This window comes from Agathobacter sp. (assembly GCF_977054825.1).
Genome location: NZ_CDRTEH010000003.1, coordinates 169,779 through 186,046 on the forward strand (window position 1 = coordinate 169,779; position 16,268 = coordinate 186,046).

At 43.3% G+C, this 16,268-nt stretch carries 17 protein-coding genes and 2 tRNA genes; 4 read left to right on the top strand and 15 right to left on the bottom strand.

The window, feature by feature from the left end:
• Positions 1-54 precede the first annotated feature (54 nt).
• The 3 genes from clpX to tig all read right to left on the bottom strand — a co-directional run bounded on the left by clpX (position 55) and on the right by tig (position 3,395).
• Positions 55-1,326: an ATP-dependent Clp protease ATP-binding subunit ClpX gene (gene clpX / locus ACW6PM_RS04870; protein ID WP_308650204.1), complete on the bottom strand. Its 1,272-nt coding sequence runs from the start codon at positions 1,324-1,326 to the stop codon at positions 55-57.
• A 68-nt stretch (positions 1,327-1,394) separates the two neighbouring features.
• A complete protein-coding gene (clpP, locus tag ACW6PM_RS04875; RefSeq protein WP_456056401.1) occupies positions 1,395-1,976 on the bottom strand; it encodes an ATP-dependent Clp endopeptidase proteolytic subunit ClpP in 582 nt (193 codons plus the stop codon).
• 87 nt (positions 1,977-2,063) lie between these two features.
• A complete protein-coding gene (tig, locus tag ACW6PM_RS04880) occupies positions 2,064-3,395 on the bottom strand; it encodes a trigger factor (RefSeq protein WP_308650203.1) in 1,332 nt (443 codons plus the stop codon).
• 267 nt (positions 3,396-3,662) lie between these two features.
• Here tig and ACW6PM_RS04885 point away from each other — a divergent pair, with 267 nt between their 5' ends.
• Entirely contained in the window at positions 3,663-3,863 is a 201-nt protein-coding gene (locus ACW6PM_RS04885) for an alpha/beta-type small acid-soluble spore protein (protein WP_012741850.1), read from the top strand.
• 112 nt (positions 3,864-3,975) lie between these two features.
• Here ACW6PM_RS04885 and ACW6PM_RS04890 read toward each other — a convergent pair whose 3' ends face one another.
• Positions 3,976-4,521 carry a DJ-1 family glyoxalase III gene (locus ACW6PM_RS04890; protein WP_308668953.1) on the bottom strand — a complete coding sequence of 182 codons (546 nt, stop codon included), beginning with the start codon at positions 4,519-4,521 and terminating at the stop codon, positions 3,976-3,978.
• A gap of 171 nt (positions 4,522-4,692) precedes the next feature.
• Here ACW6PM_RS04890 and ACW6PM_RS04895 point away from each other — a divergent pair, with 171 nt between their 5' ends.
• On the top strand, positions 4,693-5,145 hold the full coding sequence (locus tag ACW6PM_RS04895) for a CYTH domain-containing protein (RefSeq protein ID WP_308650201.1): 453 nt from the start codon (positions 4,693-4,695) through the stop codon (positions 5,143-5,145).
• On the opposite strand, the gene ACW6PM_RS04900 is transcribed toward ACW6PM_RS04895, so the two are convergent.
• The 8 genes from ACW6PM_RS04900 to ACW6PM_RS04935 form a co-directional block, all read right to left on the bottom strand.
• Positions 5,118-5,708: a DUF1653 domain-containing protein gene (locus ACW6PM_RS04900; protein ID WP_456056468.1), complete on the bottom strand. Its 591-nt coding sequence runs from the start codon at positions 5,706-5,708 to the stop codon at positions 5,118-5,120. The two genes, ACW6PM_RS04895 and ACW6PM_RS04900, sit on opposite strands and share 28 nt — an antisense overlap.
• Before the next feature lie 24 nt (positions 5,709-5,732).
• A complete protein-coding gene (locus tag ACW6PM_RS04905) occupies positions 5,733-6,302 on the bottom strand; it encodes a hypothetical protein (RefSeq protein ID WP_456056402.1) in 570 nt (189 codons plus the stop codon).
• Positions 6,303-6,335: 33 nt separating this feature from the next.
• Positions 6,336-7,109, bottom strand: coding sequence for a hypothetical protein (locus tag ACW6PM_RS04910; RefSeq protein WP_456056403.1), 774 nt, complete (start codon positions 7,107-7,109; stop codon positions 6,336-6,338).
• A gap of 176 nt (positions 7,110-7,285) precedes the next feature.
• A complete protein-coding gene (locus ACW6PM_RS04915; RefSeq protein ID WP_456056404.1) occupies positions 7,286-8,983 on the bottom strand; it encodes an ABC transporter substrate-binding protein in 1,698 nt (565 codons plus the stop codon).
• Between the two features lie 86 nt (positions 8,984-9,069).
• On the bottom strand, positions 9,070-10,062 hold the full coding sequence (locus ACW6PM_RS04920; RefSeq protein WP_456056405.1) for an ABC transporter ATP-binding protein: 993 nt from the start codon (positions 10,060-10,062) through the stop codon (positions 9,070-9,072).
• Positions 10,055-11,059: an ABC transporter ATP-binding protein gene (locus ACW6PM_RS04925; protein ID WP_308500025.1), complete on the bottom strand. Its 1,005-nt coding sequence runs from the start codon at positions 11,057-11,059 to the stop codon at positions 10,055-10,057. The genes ACW6PM_RS04920 and ACW6PM_RS04925 overlap by 8 nt, the downstream gene beginning before the upstream one ends.
• Positions 11,060-11,074: 15 nt before the next feature.
• A complete protein-coding gene (locus ACW6PM_RS04930) occupies positions 11,075-12,133 on the bottom strand; it encodes an ABC transporter permease (RefSeq protein WP_308500026.1) in 1,059 nt (352 codons plus the stop codon).
• A gap of 12 nt (positions 12,134-12,145) precedes the next feature.
• Entirely contained in the window at positions 12,146-13,057 is a 912-nt protein-coding gene (locus ACW6PM_RS04935) for an ABC transporter permease (protein ID WP_308500027.1), read from the bottom strand.
• A gap of 476 nt (positions 13,058-13,533) precedes the next feature.
• Between ACW6PM_RS04935 and ACW6PM_RS04940 the strand changes: the two genes are divergently transcribed.
• Positions 13,534-13,869 carry a GNAT family acetyltransferase gene (locus tag ACW6PM_RS04940; protein WP_118003721.1) on the top strand — a complete coding sequence of 112 codons (336 nt, stop codon included), beginning with the start codon at positions 13,534-13,536 and terminating at the stop codon, positions 13,867-13,869.
• A gap of 56 nt (positions 13,870-13,925) precedes the next feature.
• A tRNA-Ile gene (locus tag ACW6PM_RS04945) sits at positions 13,926-13,999 on the top strand.
• A 62-nt stretch (positions 14,000-14,061) separates the two neighbouring features.
• Here ACW6PM_RS04945 and ACW6PM_RS04950 read toward each other — a convergent pair.
• From ACW6PM_RS04950 to ACW6PM_RS04960, 3 genes are all read right to left on the bottom strand, one after another.
• Positions 14,062-15,102, bottom strand: a complete 1,041-nt coding sequence (locus ACW6PM_RS04950) for a DUF3878 family protein (RefSeq protein ID WP_456056406.1) — start codon at positions 15,100-15,102, stop codon at positions 14,062-14,064.
• Between the two features lie 84 nt (positions 15,103-15,186).
• Positions 15,187-15,266 (bottom strand) — tRNA-Leu (locus ACW6PM_RS04955).
• Between the two features lie 82 nt (positions 15,267-15,348).
• Positions 15,349-16,251, bottom strand: a complete 903-nt coding sequence (locus ACW6PM_RS04960) for a sensor histidine kinase (protein ID WP_456056407.1) — start codon at positions 16,249-16,251, stop codon at positions 15,349-15,351.
• Between the last annotated feature and the right edge of the window lie 17 nt (positions 16,252-16,268).

The following is a 16,268-nucleotide window of genomic DNA, read 5'->3' on the forward strand; positions in this document are numbered from 1 at the left end:
GCTGTGCAATTTATATTATCCGATGCTGTACCTTTATAAAATACCGCCATGTACTTATGACGCTGCTTTTTCCTCGATATATGCCTCCGGCACACACTCACCATCGAGCTTTAAGTTGTCCTCAACGGTATCCTTGTCAATTACGCACTTGCTGATGCTCTTGTCTGACGGTATACGATACATAAGGTCAAGCATAACAGCCTCCATGATGGCACGAAGACCTCTGGCTCCTGTCTTTCTCTCAAGTGCCTTGTCAGCGATGGCATTGACTGCATCATCTGTGAACTCAAGACCTACTCCGTCAAGCTCAAAGAGCTTTGCATACTGCTTGATAAGTGAGTTCTTAGGCTCCTTGAGTATGCGGATAAGCGCATCCCTGTCAAGTGCCTCAAGTGAGACTGTGATAGGTACACGTCCGATAAACTCAGGAATCAGTCCAAACTTCACAAAATCCTGTGGAAGTGCATGCTTAAATGCCTCACCCACATTGAGCTCTGTCTTTGACTTTACATCAGAATTGAAACCGATAGATGATGTATCCATACGGCTGTCGATGATTTTCTCCAGACCATCAAAGGCTCCACCACAGATAAAAAGTATATTGGTGGTATCAATAGGAATAAGCTCCTGCTGTGGATGCTTTCTGCCGCCCTGTGGCGGTACAGATGCCTCTGTGCCCTCAAGAATCTTTAAAAGAGCCTGCTGTACACCCTCTCCTGACACGTCTCTGGTGATTGAGACATTCTCTGATTTCTTTGTAATTTTGTCTATCTCATCTATATAAATGATACCGTGCTCTGCTCGCTCGATATCATAATCTGCCGCCTGAATAAGCTTTAAGAGGATATTCTCCACATCCTCACCTACATATCCTGCCTCTGTGAGTGTTGTAGCATCAGCGATGGCAAATGGTACATTTATCACTCTGGCAAGTGTCTGCGCAAGAAGTGTCTTTCCTGAGCCTGTAGGTCCAAGCATGAGGATATTGCTCTTCTGCAGCTCAACATCTGATGTATCACCTGCCAGTACTCTCTTGTAGTGATTGTAAACAGCAACCGAAAGCACCTTCTTAGCCTGGTCCTGTCCTATTACATAGTCATCCAAAAATGCCTTAAGCTCCTCCGGAGTAACAAGATTTATATCATCCTTAGCGCTGCTCTTGTCCTCATGGCCCTCAACGCCTTCCTCCTCAAGAATCTCGGCACATATATCTATACACTCATCGCAGATAAAAGCTCCATTAGGTCCGGAAATCAAACGATTTACCTGGTCCTGTGTCTTACCGCAAAATGAGCAGCGAATCTTTCCGTCGTTTTTTCCTGCCATTATTAACTCCTTTTATTGCATGAGGGCATCCCATACGGGGTACCCTCTTAAATTCATCTAACTTATAATTATCTGTTTATTATTACACTGTCTATAAGACCATACTCAGCTGCTTCCTGTGCTGACATATAGTTGTCACGCTCTGTATCAGCTGCAATTGTCTCATATGGCTTGCCTGTATTGGCTGCTAAAATCTCGTTTAATCTCTTCTTTGTCTTTAAAATATTCTCTGCAGCAATCTGAATCTCAGTAGCCTGACCCTTTGCACCGCCTGATGGCTGGTGAATCATAATCTCTGCATTTGGAAGAGCATATCTCTTGCCCTTTGCACCACCTGCGAGAAGGAAAGCCCCCATGCTGGCTGCAAGACCGATACAGATTGTTGAGACATCACACTTAATGTACTGCATAGTATCGTAAATAGCAAGTCCTGCTGTAACCATTCCACCCGGTGAATTGATGTAAAGGTGGATGTCCTTATTTGGATCCTCAGACTCAAGGAATAAAAGCTGGGCAACAACAAGGCTTGCTGTTGTCTCGTTCACTTCCTCTCCGAGGAAAATAATACGGTCTTTTAATAATCTGGAGTAAATGTCGTAGTTGCGCTCTCCTCTGCTGGTCTGTTCAATGACATATGGTACTAAACTCATATAAAATGCCTCCTTTATAAAAGCTCAAAAGACCGGCTCAGAAAATAGGCTTCTGAGCCAGTCCATCAAATTTTGATTCAAAAAATCTTATTCTTCTGTAGACTCTTCTGCATCAGCCTTTTTCTTTGCCTTTGCACGCTCTTTAACGTTGTCCATGACAAGATCTACAGCCTTTGTGATAGCGAGGTCTTTCTTCATAGACTCCTTCTCAGCATCTCCCATGTACTCTTTAAGCTTATCAGCCTCCATGCCGTATGCCTTAGCCATCTTCTCTACCTCAGCATCGATATCTGCATCAGTAACCTCGATGTTCTCCTCCTTGGCAATCTGCTCAAGTACAAGGCTGCTCTGGATACGTGTTGTAGCCTCTGGACGAACCTGATCCTTAAGCTGGTCAACTGTCATGCCTGAGAACTGTAAGTACTGCTCCATTGTAAGACCGCTCTGTGCGATTCTCTGAGCGAACTCCTCAACCATTGTCTCACACTGAGTCTCAATCATTGCCTCCGGAAGATCCATCTTTGACTTGTCGATAATCTTCTGGATAGCCTCATCCTCTTTAGTCTTCTTAGCTTCTGTCTCTTTCTTCTCTGTGAGGTTCTTCTTGATTTCCTCTTTGTACTCAGCTAATGTATCAACACCTGCTGCATCCTGTGCAAACTCATCATCAAGCTCAGGAAGCTCCTTAGCCTTGATCTCGTTGATCTTAACCTTGAATGTAGCCGGCTTTCCTGCAAGGTCTGCTGCCTGATACTGCTCAGGGAATGTTACATTGACCTCAACCTCATCGCCTGTGTTCTTTCCTACTAACTGATCCTCGAATGTATCGATGAATGTGTGTGAACCGATCTCTAATGGATGATTCTCACCCTTTCCACCCTCGAAAGCTACTCCGTCAACAAATCCCTCGAAGTCGATAACTGCTGTATCTCCCTCTGCTACAGGACGATCTGTAACTGTAACTGTTCTTGCATTTTTGTTTCTCTGATTCTCGAGCTCAGCGTCAACCTCTTCATCAGAAACTGATGTGTCGATCTTTGTAACTGTAACGCCCATGTACTTACCAAGAGTAACCTCTGGTCTTACAGCAACCTCTGCTGTGTAGATGAAAGGCTGTCCCTTCTCAATCTGAGTAACCTCAACTGTAGGACGTGAAACTATATCAACACCACTCTCGTCAACTGCACCTGCATATGTCTGCTGCATAAGAATGTTTGCTGCATCCTCATAGAACACACCTGCTCCATACATTTTCTCAATCATAGCTCTTGGCACTTTTCCTTTACGGAATCCAGGTACACTAATCTGTTTCTTCTGCTTCTGATATGCAGAATCCAATGCTTTCTCTAATTCCTCAGCTGCTACCTCAATAGTAAGCTTCGCCATATTATGCTCTAAATTCTCAACCTGTACACTCATGTCAATCGTTATCCTCCTTAAAAATATATATGAATGGTATGTACATCAAATGTAATGTGGGCACGCTTTTTAAACTGCTAAGCCCAGTCATTGGATGATTATAACACAACAAATCCACTATTTCCAGTGTTTTTTACATTAAATTTGCTTTTGTGTATAATTCCATAAATTGTCAGCAATACCAAAACATATTTTTGTCATTTTACGGCATAATATTTCCATACACATACAGCTTGTGTATAACGTTTTAAAAGGAGGTATTGCATTATGGCAGCATCAAGTAGTAAAAAGGCTTCTGTACCGGAGGCAAAAGAGGCTATGAGCCGTTTCAAGGAAGAGGTTGCTTCAGAGCTTGGAGTTCCTTTAAAGGAGGGCTACAACGGTGACCTTACTTCTAAGCAGGCCGGTTCAATCGGTGGCGAGATGGTCAAGCAGATGATCATGAAGCAGGAGCAGCAGATGAAATAAGCTCTGCAATAGCAAGCTTCAAAAATACGCTTCAATCGCAAGCACAAAAAGAGGCCGCGCACCATGGGGTTTGGTGTGTGACCTCTTTTGTTATAATATAGGACTTGCCGGTCTAGTATACCAGCCCCTGTCGGATATGCTCTACTGTGGCATCGTCTGTGAAGTATCTGACAATCTCGAGTGCAAATGCAATCGCTGTTCCCATTCCACGGCTTGTAATCACATTTCCATCCACAACAACAGGCTGCTCAAGCCACTGTGCACCGAGGAGCTTTTCCTCAAAGCCCGGATGACAGGTAGCCTTTTTGCCCTCAAGTATATGATTCTCCCCGAGCACGCTAGGCGCTGCACATATTGCCGCAACAAGCTTTCCATCAGCGGCAAAGCTCTTAATTGTCTTTACCACTGTCTCATCTGCGCCAAGGTTTAATGTACCGGGCATTCCTCCCGGCAGTACGATTGCATCGTAGCTGTCAAAGTCAGCCTGCGCCTTTGTTGTATCTGTCTTAAAGGTCACCTGATGTGAGCTTGTCACCTCAGCTTTTTCTGTGATTGATATGGTCTCAATCTCAAGCTTTGCTCTTCTAACTATATCGACCACTGTAAGTCCTTCAATCTCCTCACAGCCGTCTGCCATAAAAATTCCTACTTTACTCATATTTTTCTCCTTCTTTTCTTAAAAATACTATAGAAATTACTACATATCAGTAACGCCTATAAAAAGGTTACTGCTCATAAGCCTGGATTCACCGCTTGAATTTTTAAATACCGGTCATTATAATCAGTTATGTGTAACTATAAATCCACTCATAAACCGAAAGGACATACCATGGAAATCGAAAGAAAATACCTACTTAAACAGCTTCCTTCCAATTTAGACAGCTACGCGAGCAAGAAAATTGCCCAGGGCTATCTGTGCACATCTCCTGTTGTCAGAGTCAGACGCTCAAACGACAGCTATTATATGACCTACAAGGGCGCCGGTCTTATGGTGCGCGAGGAGTACAATCTTCCTCTTACCAAAGAGGCATACATACATCTCGTCCAAAAGATAGACGGCCGCCTAATCGAAAAGACCCGCTATCTCATACCTCTTGACGGCGGCCTGACCGCTGAGCTTGATGTATTTGAGGGTGATCTGGCTCCTCTTACGCTTGTGGAGGTGGAATTCGACTCTGTTGACGCAGCAAATGAATTCGTAGCCCCTGACTGGTTTGGCGAGGATGTCACCGAATCCGGCAAATATCACAACAGCTATCTGAGCCGGTTGGAAAATTCATAGTACTGTCTTGTCTTTATCGTATTCTTCAAATCATCATACCGCTTCTGCAATGGGCCCTCAGGAACTACAACATCCATAACCACCGCTATATCATCTATAAGGCGGTCGGTTATGGTATCCCTCATTGAGACAAGTATATTGTACTTTTCCTCAAAGGTATCCGCATCCAGAAACTCCATCAAACGCGGATTTGGAGCCTGACCTGCGTCTGCATCCGGTATCGGCTCATGACATGCCTGTGCTTGAACACTCACGGTTTCCGGCGCATTAGCTGTGATCACATTTGCATCAGAAGAGATGCTTTTTCTCAACATATCCTCCGGCTTATCCTTAATCGTAACCCTCTCAAACCTGTATTTCTGCTTCACATCAGGATATTTTTCATGGTCTACCTCGCTTACAAACATATCAAGCGGCCTTGCATATACTCCGAAATCATCATATAAAGCCTGATAAATCACCAGCTTTTCTCCTGTCTCTGAATGTGTTGCCACTGTAACTATCTGATACAGCTTATTCTTAAAGTGTCTGTAAAGCTCTCCGGGCTTTGGTGTTTGGTCCATCATTTTTGCCTCTTTTCCTATTATTTAAAAGTTGTTAATCATGTCTAAGCCTTCTCCAAGGAAATCTCTCTCAAACTCCAGATCGCCACTGTAGCCCATGGCAATCAGATCCTCAACACTGCCAAACATGCTCTGTGTCTCAGCCTCTATAATCTTTGCACCGTCTGCCGCTTTGCTATGCAGTGTCTGGCAGTTTCTTGAGTGCTCCTGCTTAATCCTCTGCTGTGCCTCGCTATGTCCGTGCATTGTCTCAAGCTCTTTTTGTGTCGTATCATCCGCAAAGCGTGCATTGTTTTTCATGGCCCTCTGCACTATATCCGGATTGCTCTGCTGTGACTGTGCTCTCTGCTGCTGTGGTCTCTGCTGCATCTGTGGTCTCTGTGGCTGTGGCTTCTGCTGATATGTCTGGTTCAATGCATTCATACCCGACTGAACTGTATTCTGCATGCTGTTCCATATCTGCTGCACCTGCTGCTTCTTCTGCTGCTGCGGTCTCGGCTTGTTTGGCTGCGTGTTTTTGCCTCCTGCGCTCTTAGATTTTTTGTTAATATAAAAAACAGCTCCTAATATAATAGCCCAAATTATAACATCCATATTCTGCTCCTTTATCAATCTGCATTTTCTATGTCAATCCTTGAATATCCTGCACATATCGCGCAATATGTACTCTGCTGTCTGTTCCGGCTCCCATTGCTTTGCAATGCCCACAAGAAGTGGCTTAAGCTCTGACAGTATCCTTGCCGTGCGCCGGTCTGTCGTGCCCTCATACTTATCGTTTATGGCCTCCGCCTGCTTCACACATGCCTCAAGCTGCTTTAATATATCCTTCCAGAACTCCTCATAATATATCTCATGCACCTGCTTGGTCTTTTGTGTGAAATTAAGCTCTGCAAGCTCTTTGTTGCTGTGCCCCAGATAGAAATATGACAGGGCAAACAAATCAGGCTTTTTCCTTTCAAGCCCCTCATTTGTCAGGTGCATCAGGTTCTCTATCTCACTCTGTAAAATAATACCGTTGTCAAAGGATGACAAATACCTATCCCCCTGCTTTACAACAGAGTCCAGAGTCGTGTGAAAATCCGTGTCTGCCTTGCTGATTAAAAATTCATCGTCAAACATGCCGCTTTTCGCTTTGCACGCCTTTATGAGCTCTCCAAAGTGCTTCCTGTCAGCCCCTGTGAGCTCACGATACCCAATAACTTGCTGCTCAAGCTCCTTTAAATCTGAAAGCAGGCTGCTTAAACCGGTCTTCACTCCATAATAGCGCTTTGCAACGCCGGAGGAATTCTTTTTGGTTTTGACATACAGCTTAAGCCAGCTGTTGACCACTGTCATGTCGGCACCTGCCGTATCCATCGCAGTCTTAAATTTCTTTTCCGTATCACTTAGTCCTAAAATCATCACACACCCTCAAACATCATTCTAAAACTATATAATAACAATTCTACACCATTATCGTATATTTTTAAAGAGCCTTTTTTCGCTCTGAAAAGCCTACTTAAAAAGCACAAAAAAGGAAGCCATACAATAGCTGTATGACTTCCTATAAGCTGCTTTGTTATGATTGCAAAATCAAATTAACGACCGAACTGCATATCGTTGTTACCTGACTTTGTTGTGAACATCTCAAGCATGTTGATTGGATCGTTGTAATCCATAAGCCATCCCTCACGGGCGAAATCAAACTGTCCGTCCTTACGGCTGTTAAGGAATACGTTCCACTCCTGCTGCTCAACCTTTAAGTTGATACCTACCTTTGAAAGATCAGCCTGGATAGCCTCACCAATCTTTACATTGGCCTCTGAATTGTTTACGAGGTAAGAGAACTCGATAGTCTGGTTTACCTGACCTGTGCTCTCATCTAATAATCCGATAGAAGCAAGAAGCTCTTTAGCCTCCTCAAAGTTCTTATCGTAATCTGTGCCGTAGTAATCCTTGTTCTTGAACTCGCCACCGTTACCATCTGTAACACCCTCTGGGATAAATGTTGTGGCAATCTTCTGTCCGCCCTGAGCAATTGTATCGATGATGTACTGACGATCGATAAGAAGACAGATTGCATGTCTGAATACCTTAGCCTGATCAGCATCTAATCCAAGATCTGAGTAGAGCTTAGAGTTGATATTGAAGCCTGCGTAGTATGTTCCAAGGTTGTCTACTGTGTAGAACTCGCTTGTCTTCTTAGCTGCTTCAATCTCTGCTGTAGGAATTGAATCAATAAAATCAAGGTCACCGTTCTGGTAAGCTGTGTAAGCTGAAACATCATCAGATGTAAGCATTACGTTCATCTCATCAACTGTTACATTGTCAGCATCCCAGTAGTTAGGATTCTTAACATATGTCATGCTTGAATCATGCTTCCACTCCTTGAGTGTGAATGCACCGTTTGTAACGAACTTGTCGCCTGCATCGTTTGCCCAGTCATCATTTCCCTCTACTGAGTTCTGGTTTACAGGGAAGAAGAATGGGAATGCACATAAGTCAAGGAAGTATGGTGTAACTGCCTTAAGCTTAACTGTAAGAGTCTTTCCATCCTCAGAAGCTACTACATCATCAGCAGCAAGACCCTTTGTATCATCATATCCTGCGAATACTGCGCAAAGGTAGCTGTAATCTGCAGCTGTCTTAGGATCTGCAGCTCTCTTCCAAGACCACTCGAAATCCTTTGCAGTAAGCTCATCACCGTTTGACCACTTAAGACCGTCACGCATTGTGAATGTGTATGTGAGACCATCCTCAGAAACCTCATAGCTCTCTGCACATGCAGGCTCAAGCTTGCCCTCAGCGTTGTAACGCATAAGACCCTCAAAGCTGTTTACTGCAAGACATCCGCCGTCAACAGTACTGTTTAATGCAGGATCGATATGATCAGGCTCTGATGCCATGAAAATGTTTAACTTTCCGGCATTCTTTGTGTTCTTTGCATTGTAGAAGTATTTCATACCCTCTACTGTTGAGTATACGCCTGTTACATAATCCTTGAGCATATACTGATCATTGTAGTAGTAAAGTGGAATAACACACCATGTATCCATAAGCATATCCTCTGCCTGGTGCATCATCTCTGCACGCTTTGCAAGATCTGTCTCTGTACGGATAGATTCTACTAACTCATCATAGCCTGTCCAGTCTACGCCTGCTGATACAGAAGTATGAGAAGTGCCGTTAGCAGATGTGTCGTTAGTAGATATTTTGCTCTCGCTCTTGCTTCCACAAGCAGTCATGCCAAGTGCCATAGCTGCAACAAGAGTAAGTGCTACTAATCTCTTTTTCATCTTTCTTCCTCCTTATATAATGAAAAATAAATTTATGTTAGAACCGGCACAAGCGGCTTAAGCTATATGCCGGTAAAAACCGTATATTAGCGGTTGAAGCATGCAACCATATGTCCGTTTCCTCTGTCTGTAAGCTCCGGACGTGCTGCTGCACACTGCTCTGTCGCGTATTTACAGCGCGAACGGAATGGACAGCCGCTAGGCATGCGAAGAGGTGAAGGAACATCTCCCTCAAGGACGATTCGCTTGCTGTGTCTGGCAGTCTCAGGATCTGGAATCGGAACCGCTGAAAGCAGCGACTGTGTGTACGGATGGATTGGATTGTCCATCAGCTCATCAGCATCTGCAAGCTCCATCATATGGCCCAAGTACATAACAGCTATTCTGTCAGAGATATGCTGCACTACAAGCAAATCATGCGCTATAAACAGATATGATAAGCCTCTTTCCTTCTGCAGGTCCTCAAACATGTTGACTACCTGGGCCTGAATAGAAACATCAAGTGCCGATACCGGCTCATCACATACGATAAACTTCGGATCTACTGCAAGTGCTCTTGCTATTCCGATACGCTGTCTCTGTCCACCCGAAAACTCATGCGCATAGCGTGTGGCATGGTCTGCGTTTAATCCAACAGTCTCCATGAGATCCATGATCATCTCATGGCGCTCTTTCTTGCTGTTGTAGAGCTTGTGCACATCGAGAGGCTCTCCGATGATATCCTCAACCGTCATACGAGGATTGAGTGATGAATACGGATCCTGGAATACCATCTGCATCTGCTTACGGTAAGGATGCATATTCACATCTATCTTCTTCTCACTGTCAAACAATACATTGCCGTCGAACTCAATGCGTCCCGCTGTCGGCTGGTACAGACGTAAAAGAGTACGTCCTACTGTTGTCTTTCCACAGCCTGACTCACCAACAAGTCCGAGTGTCTCACCCGGCTTTATGGCAAATGACACATCATCGACTGCCTTTAATTCCATCTTTTTAAATCCGTCATGAACAGGGAAATACTGCTTCAAATGGTCTACCTTGAGCAGGTACTCGTTGTTTTTTGTATCATTACTCATTTGATTTTCCCTCCTCCATCATATTCTTAATATTCATCCAGCAGGCTGCGAGATGATCCTCTCCAACCCAGATTTCCTCCGGCTTTTCGGTGAGACATATCTTCATAGCCGCATCACAGCGAGGGCAGAATGCACAGCCCTTTGGCATGTTGAGCATATTGATTGGTGTTCCTCCGATAGGAACAAGTCTGGTCTTTGAATTGGTCTTTGTAGGGATTGAACGAAGCAGTCCCTTTGTGTACTCATGCGCCGGGCTGTAGAATATAGCATCTGCTGTTCCTCTCTCGCAGACACGGCCGCCGTACATAACTATAATCTCGTCACACATTGAAGCAATGACACCCAGATCATGTGTAACCATGATGATTGCCATGCCGAGCTTTTCCTGCAGTGACTGCATAAGCTCAAGAATCTGTGCCTGGATAGTCACATCAAGAGCTGTTGTAGGCTCATCTGCGATAAGGATATCCGGCTCACAGGCTAACGCCATAGCTATCATGACACGCTGTCTCATACCACCTGAAAGCTCATGAGGGTACTGATTTACTCTCTTCTCAGGCTCATTGACACCTACAAGTGTAAGCATCTCTATAGCACGCTCTTTTGCTTCCTTCTTTGTACGGTCTGTGTGAAGAAGCACTGCCTCCTCAAGCTGGTAGCCTACCGTAAATACCGGATTAAGCGATGTCATAGGATCCTGGAAAATGATTGAACAGCATTTTCCTCTGAAATCTGCCATTTTCTTTTTATTCAATTTGGTGATATCCTCACCCTTATATTTTACTGAGCCGCCTGTGATGGCACCATTCTCAGCAAGAATCTGCATGATTGAATATGCTGTAACGGACTTTCCTGAGCCCGACTCTCCTACGATTCCAAGAGTCTTGCCCGGCTCAAGCTTAAAGCTGACACCGTTTACAGCGGATACGTCTCCGTTATCGGTCTTGAAGGTAGTGTGCAGATCAGATACTTCAAGAACAAACTTATTATCTTCCATCTTACTCACTCCTTACTATTTCGATAATTTAGGGTCAAATGCATCTCTTAAGCCGTCGCCGATAAGATTCAATGTAAGAACAATGATACAAATCGTAAGCGCCGGGAAAATAAGACGCAGTGGGTAGCTCTGAAGTCCGCCACGCGCTGTATTTGCCAGTGAACCAAGTGAAGGCATAGGAGCCGAAACACCAAGTCCGATAAATGACAGATAGCTCTCAGTAAATATAGCTGAAGGTATCTGAAGCGCTGTAGTAATAATGATTACTGACAGACAGTTCGGCAAAATGTGTTTTCTTATAGTGCGGGCTGATGATGTTCCGATACACTTTGCTGCGAGAATGTACTCATTCTGCTTGATGGTAAGAATCTGACCTCTTATAAGTCTTGCCATTCCTACCCAGTATAGCAGTCCAAACACTATGAAAAGTGCAATCATATTGACACCAAGCTTTGAAAGCACTGTACCCTTTATTACAGGTGTGAGCACCTCGTTTAATACAACTGCAAGTAAAATGATGAGCAGCATATCAGGCAATGAATAAATGATATCTACTATTCTCATCATAACCATATCTACCCTGCCTCCGCAGAAACCTGATACGGAACCGTAAATGATACCGATTATAAGCACAAGCAGTGATGCAAACACACCGACTCCGAGTGATACACGCGCTCCGTAGACAACACGGATAAAATAGTCTCTTCCGAGCTCATCTGTACCAAAAATATGTGGGAAAAGCTTCTCACCTGCATCAATCTGTGCCTGCTCTGCCTCACTGTACTGGAAAGGTCCTAAATTCTGTGCACCCTTAACAATATCTGCATAGCCGTATGGCACAATCTTTGGTGCCAGAAGAATAACCAAAATAAGTAAAACCAAAACTATAATAGACCCCATAGCCAGTGGATTTTTGCGGAGTCTCTTAAGACCATCCTTTAAGAAGGTGGTTGACTCACCCATGACCTCCTGCTGGCGTTTCTCTTCATCTGATGCCTTGGCAAAATCCTTCATATTGAACTTGCTAAGGTCAATCTGTGTAGAGAAAGGTGCTCTCTTCATATTATCTTTCATCTTTATCTCTCCTTAATCAAGCTTAATACGTGGATCAATCACTTTGTATACAATATCTGTAATGAGGTTCGCGCCTACCATGATGACAGCAAGGAAAAGTGTTGTAGCCATAATCATTGTGTAATCACGGTTTGTGATACAGCTTACGAACTTGGAACCGAGTCCTCCGATATTGAAAATACTCTCAATAACCATTGAACCTGTGAGGATACCACCAATCATAGGTCCCACATATGTGATGACCGGAATGAGCGCATTACGAAGCGCATGTACAAATATAATCTTGTACTGGTGCACACCCTTGGCCTTTGCCGTACGGATGTAGTCCTGTCCGAGTGCATCAAGCATTGATGTCTTTGTAAGTCTTGTAATATATGCCATCGGTGAAAGTGACAGTGACAATACCGGAAGTAATACCATGTTGCTTCCTGATTTGAAGGCCTGCACCACACCAAGCTTTATACAGAAGAAATAAAGTAATAATGTAGCGATGACAAATGACGGCATCGACGTAATCAACGTGACGAAGAATACTATAACTCGATCAGGCCACCTGTTTCGCATCAGCGCTGCTATCGATCCGAGCACCACTCCGAATACTATCGCAGTGAGCGCCGCTAAAAGTCCAAGCTTTGCTGAAATCGGGAAACTCTCCCCAATGATATCTGAGATTGGACGGTCAGTCTTTAGACTCACACCGAAATCTCCGTGCAGCACGCCTGCCATGTAGTTCTTGTACTGGACTATAAGTGGCTGATCCAGTCCGTAGCGTGCCTCAAGCTCTTTCATTACCGCCGGACTCTTTGCCTTCTCCGAATTGAATGGACCACCCGGAATTGCATTCATGGCAAAGAATGTGATAAGACTGATAATGAAGATTGTAAAAATAGCGAGAATAACTCTCTTTACAATGTACTTACCCATAATTTTCTCTCCCTCTTGGATTTATATCGATAATGCAATGTTTTTATTTTTTAAAGCATTATCACTGCACCACGTCAAAGTATTTTGTCTAATACGCAAAAAAGTGCGAATGACGTCATTGTCATTACACACTCCCTAATCTTGCTGTCTGATACAACTGTCGTTCTGACGCGAACAATTCTTTTTTATTATACACAGAAATCATACTTTGTCAATTGGATATATTTTCCTATATCATTTTTATTTTTGCATAAAAATTAGTCATATTTTTATAATACTCATTAATAAGGGCCGTTTATGCAGCTTATAAGAGTTATTTATACATTTTTATTCATTTTTTATTTCTGCATTAAAATATTAATTTTCTACGCATGATTACTTTGAATTATTAAGTACCGGCATTAATCTGGCATTAAACGGGTATTTGATGTATAATTACATATCATTATATATCAAGATATATCAAGGAGCCATATATGCTTACATACGACGATGCACTCAATCTCAACTACTATAAAAAAACAACCTTTACCGGCTGGATGAACGGTATGCGCTTTCTCATAAAGCGCGAGGAGCCTGTCATCAAGGAAGCTACCGAGGATACTCCCGAGGAAAAGGGCGAGCCAATCTTTCATGCATGGATATGGCCGGGGCCGTATATTTTTGACCTGACCGACGACAGCAAAAAGACTGACAATACCTTTCCTTTTACAGATGACGGTAAAAAGCAGTGCGTAGACTGGATTAATGAGGTCATCAGTGCGCACTCAAACGATTATCCGAAAAATAAAACAGATGGAGAAAACCTGTAAAAAACTCTTGACTTCTCACTAAAAATATTGTAGTATACGTTTTGTGCAAAACACAAGGGCTTGTAGCTCAGCCGGTTAGAGCGCACGCCTGATAAGCGTGAGGTCGGAAGTTCGAGTCTTCTCAAGCCCATCCTTGTAATAAGCGTATTATGAAAGCCACGGATTGCTCCGTGGCTTTTGTTTTATGTATATCTACACCTGCACAATGCGTCCGTGTCTGCCTATTCCTTTAAAAAATCCTGCATTTATTCCGTCATACCTTTTAGCACTGCACTCTGAAATCATGAGCTGCTGCTTATATTTGTAATCATCCCACTCGAGAATTGCTGTAACGTAGGGCTGTTCCTCCATTACACGCACAGTCGTATTTTTCTTTGAAAACACAGGGTATTTTCCGGTGTATCCCTTTTGAAGCAGCTCCTTTTCAAGCGCTTTACGCTTTTCTTTTATGCGTTCATTTATCTGATTTCCGTAATTTCTCTCCGGATAATCCTTTGATGCCTTTATCACAAGCTTATAAATATACTGATAAAGCGGTACTCTTTTTGCATCGGCTAAATGTCTGCTCAAAAGCTTTTCAGTTTTCTCACATGGATTTGCCCTGTAGCGTGCAATGAGTTTAAGATAATCAGTGTCCGAAACCTCCCTGCAAAGCTCCTCCATAATGTCTATTCCCTCTACACGGGCCGGAAAATGATACTCCATCAAATCGCCCGGTACCGGTGTCCATCTGCGAAACGGTGCAAAGTAAATAAGGCTCTGGATAAAGCATTCTGTCTCGTTGCAGTATTCCTTTCCCATGTACATATACTTGTCCGCGATTGTTCCTACCATATATACAAGCATGCGCCACTGCTCCTGTCCCTTTACCCAGAAATGTCCTATTTCATGGTATTTAAAGCATGCTTCATGCACATGCAAATTATCAAACCAGAGTGTGACCACATTGTCGTGCTGGTGCAGAATAAGTCCGTAGCCTTTTTCATTTCTTAAAACCAACGATGCCGAAATGATTTCTTCCTCGCTATGATAATCGCCCTTTAACACTGCATTTTCCACAGTCAGATAGCATTCCACCGCATCGTTCATGATATATGGGATTATATATTTGTCGTCACTTCTGCATATATCAAATGAACCGTAATCAAAGAGCTCTGCGAGCATGTAAAATGCGCGTGGCATATCCTCTTTTAAGCCCGGAAGTGCTTTTACTAAATCCTTGTAAGCCTGCATTGTGGTATCCTTTCGTATAGGAAAAAATGATAAAAAAATAAGAATTTCAGAAGTAATAAAAACCTCTGAAACCCTTGTAAATAGTACGGGCAACAGGACTTGAACCTGCACGGTCTCCCACTAGAACCTAAATCTAGCGCGTCTGCCAATTCCGCCATGCCCGCAAACACTTTAAAAGTATATCATTTTGTTTCATGTGTGTCAACATTATTTATCACATTACAAAAGTGACATTACAAAAGTGAACTATTCACCTTCAAACTGTATTTCCACAACAAACCGCTTCCCCTCAAGCCTTGCTTCAATGCTTCCGCCCATTCTCTCCACAAGCTCCTTTGCAATCGAAAGTCCAAGCCCGCTCGATGATATGCTCCTCGCCTCATCTGCCTTGTAAAAGCGCTCAAACACCTTATCCACGTCTATATCATCAGGATTTTTCACATCGTTTGAAACCAAAATATGGACCATCTTATTTTTCTGCTTCATCTGTATGCATATGCTGTTCTGCCCATGCACCAGTGCATTTTTTATCACATTCTGAAACACACGCCTTAGAGCCTGCGCATTTGCAGTGATAAATATCGTATCCTCACATATATCAAGCGACGGCTCAATGCCCTGCTTTTTCCACTCCTCATAATAAGAAAACACTGTCTGCTTTAAAAGTCTGCTGACACAGCAATTAGACAGCTCTAGCTTGAAGCTGTCATTTTTAAGCTTTGTGAACATGAAAAGCTCCTCAAGCATATCCTTGAGGCTTGTGATGCGCTCCTGGATAATATCTATATAATGCTCCTGCTCACTCTTGTCAGTCTCATCCTTAAGCAGCTGAAAATAGCCGTCCAGCGAGGTAAGCGGAGTGCGGATATCGTGCGACAGGTTTGTGTACGTGTCAGATATCATCTGCTCCTTTTTTGCCGCAGCCTCACGCTGCCTGTGCCATTGCTCTAAAAATCTGTTTATGTGCTCCTTAAGCTTTCCGATATCAGCCATGTTGGTATCGGTCAAAAGAAGCATATTTGTATCCTTTTCGCACAAAAAATCAAGCTGTTCATTAATGTCACGAAGCTGTGCCCTTATTTTTACGAGCACAGCTATTAAGACAGCTACCGAAACTGCAAGTATCACAGTCAGTATTTTCCAAATCATATTTTATTCCTCATTCA

Excerpts from the sequence above, each read along its gene's own strand:
- ACW6PM_RS04895 (WP_308650201.1), top strand. The coding sequence starts at position 4,693 with ATGGAAATCGAAAGAAAATACCTACTTAAACAGCTTCCTTCCAATTTA.
- ACW6PM_RS04910 (WP_456056403.1), bottom strand. The coding sequence starts at position 7,109 with ATGATTTTAGGACTAAGTGATACGGAAAAGAAATTTAAGACTGCGATG.
- clpP (WP_456056401.1), bottom strand. The coding sequence starts at position 1,976 with ATGAGTTTAGTACCATATGTCATTGAACAGACCAGCAGAGGAGAGCGC.
- ACW6PM_RS04940 (WP_118003721.1), top strand. The coding sequence starts at position 13,534 with ATGCTTACATACGACGATGCACTCAATCTCAACTACTATAAAAAAACA.
- ACW6PM_RS04960 (WP_456056407.1), bottom strand. The coding sequence starts at position 16,251 with ATGATTTGGAAAATACTGACTGTGATACTTGCAGTTTCGGTAGCTGTC.
- ACW6PM_RS04915 (WP_456056404.1), bottom strand. The coding sequence starts at position 8,983 with ATGAAAAAGAGATTAGTAGCACTTACTCTTGTTGCAGCTATGGCACTT.
- ACW6PM_RS04890 (WP_308668953.1), bottom strand. The coding sequence starts at position 4,521 with ATGAGTAAAGTAGGAATTTTTATGGCAGACGGCTGTGAGGAGATTGAA.
- ACW6PM_RS04925 (WP_308500025.1), bottom strand. The coding sequence starts at position 11,059 with ATGGAAGATAATAAGTTTGTTCTTGAAGTATCTGATCTGCACACTACC.
- ACW6PM_RS04885 (WP_012741850.1), top strand. The coding sequence starts at position 3,663 with ATGGCAGCATCAAGTAGTAAAAAGGCTTCTGTACCGGAGGCAAAAGAG.
- clpX (WP_308650204.1), bottom strand. The coding sequence starts at position 1,326 with ATGGCAGGAAAAAACGACGGAAAGATTCGCTGCTCATTTTGCGGTAAG.
- ACW6PM_RS04905 (WP_456056402.1), bottom strand. The coding sequence starts at position 6,302 with ATGGATGTTATAATTTGGGCTATTATATTAGGAGCTGTTTTTTATATT.
- ACW6PM_RS04935 (WP_308500027.1), bottom strand. The coding sequence starts at position 13,057 with ATGGGTAAGTACATTGTAAAGAGAGTTATTCTCGCTATTTTTACAATC.
- ACW6PM_RS04900 (WP_456056468.1), bottom strand. The coding sequence starts at position 5,708 with ATGGACCAAACACCAAAGCCCGGAGAGCTTTACAGACACTTTAAGAAT.
- tig (WP_308650203.1), bottom strand. The coding sequence starts at position 3,395 with ATGAGTGTACAGGTTGAGAATTTAGAGCATAATATGGCGAAGCTTACT.
- ACW6PM_RS04920 (WP_456056405.1), bottom strand. The coding sequence starts at position 10,062 with ATGAGTAATGATACAAAAAACAACGAGTACCTGCTCAAGGTAGACCAT.
- ACW6PM_RS04950 (WP_456056406.1), bottom strand. The coding sequence starts at position 15,102 with ATGCAGGCTTACAAGGATTTAGTAAAAGCACTTCCGGGCTTAAAAGAG.
- ACW6PM_RS04930 (WP_308500026.1), bottom strand. The coding sequence starts at position 12,133 with ATGAAAGATAATATGAAGAGAGCACCTTTCTCTACACAGATTGACCTT.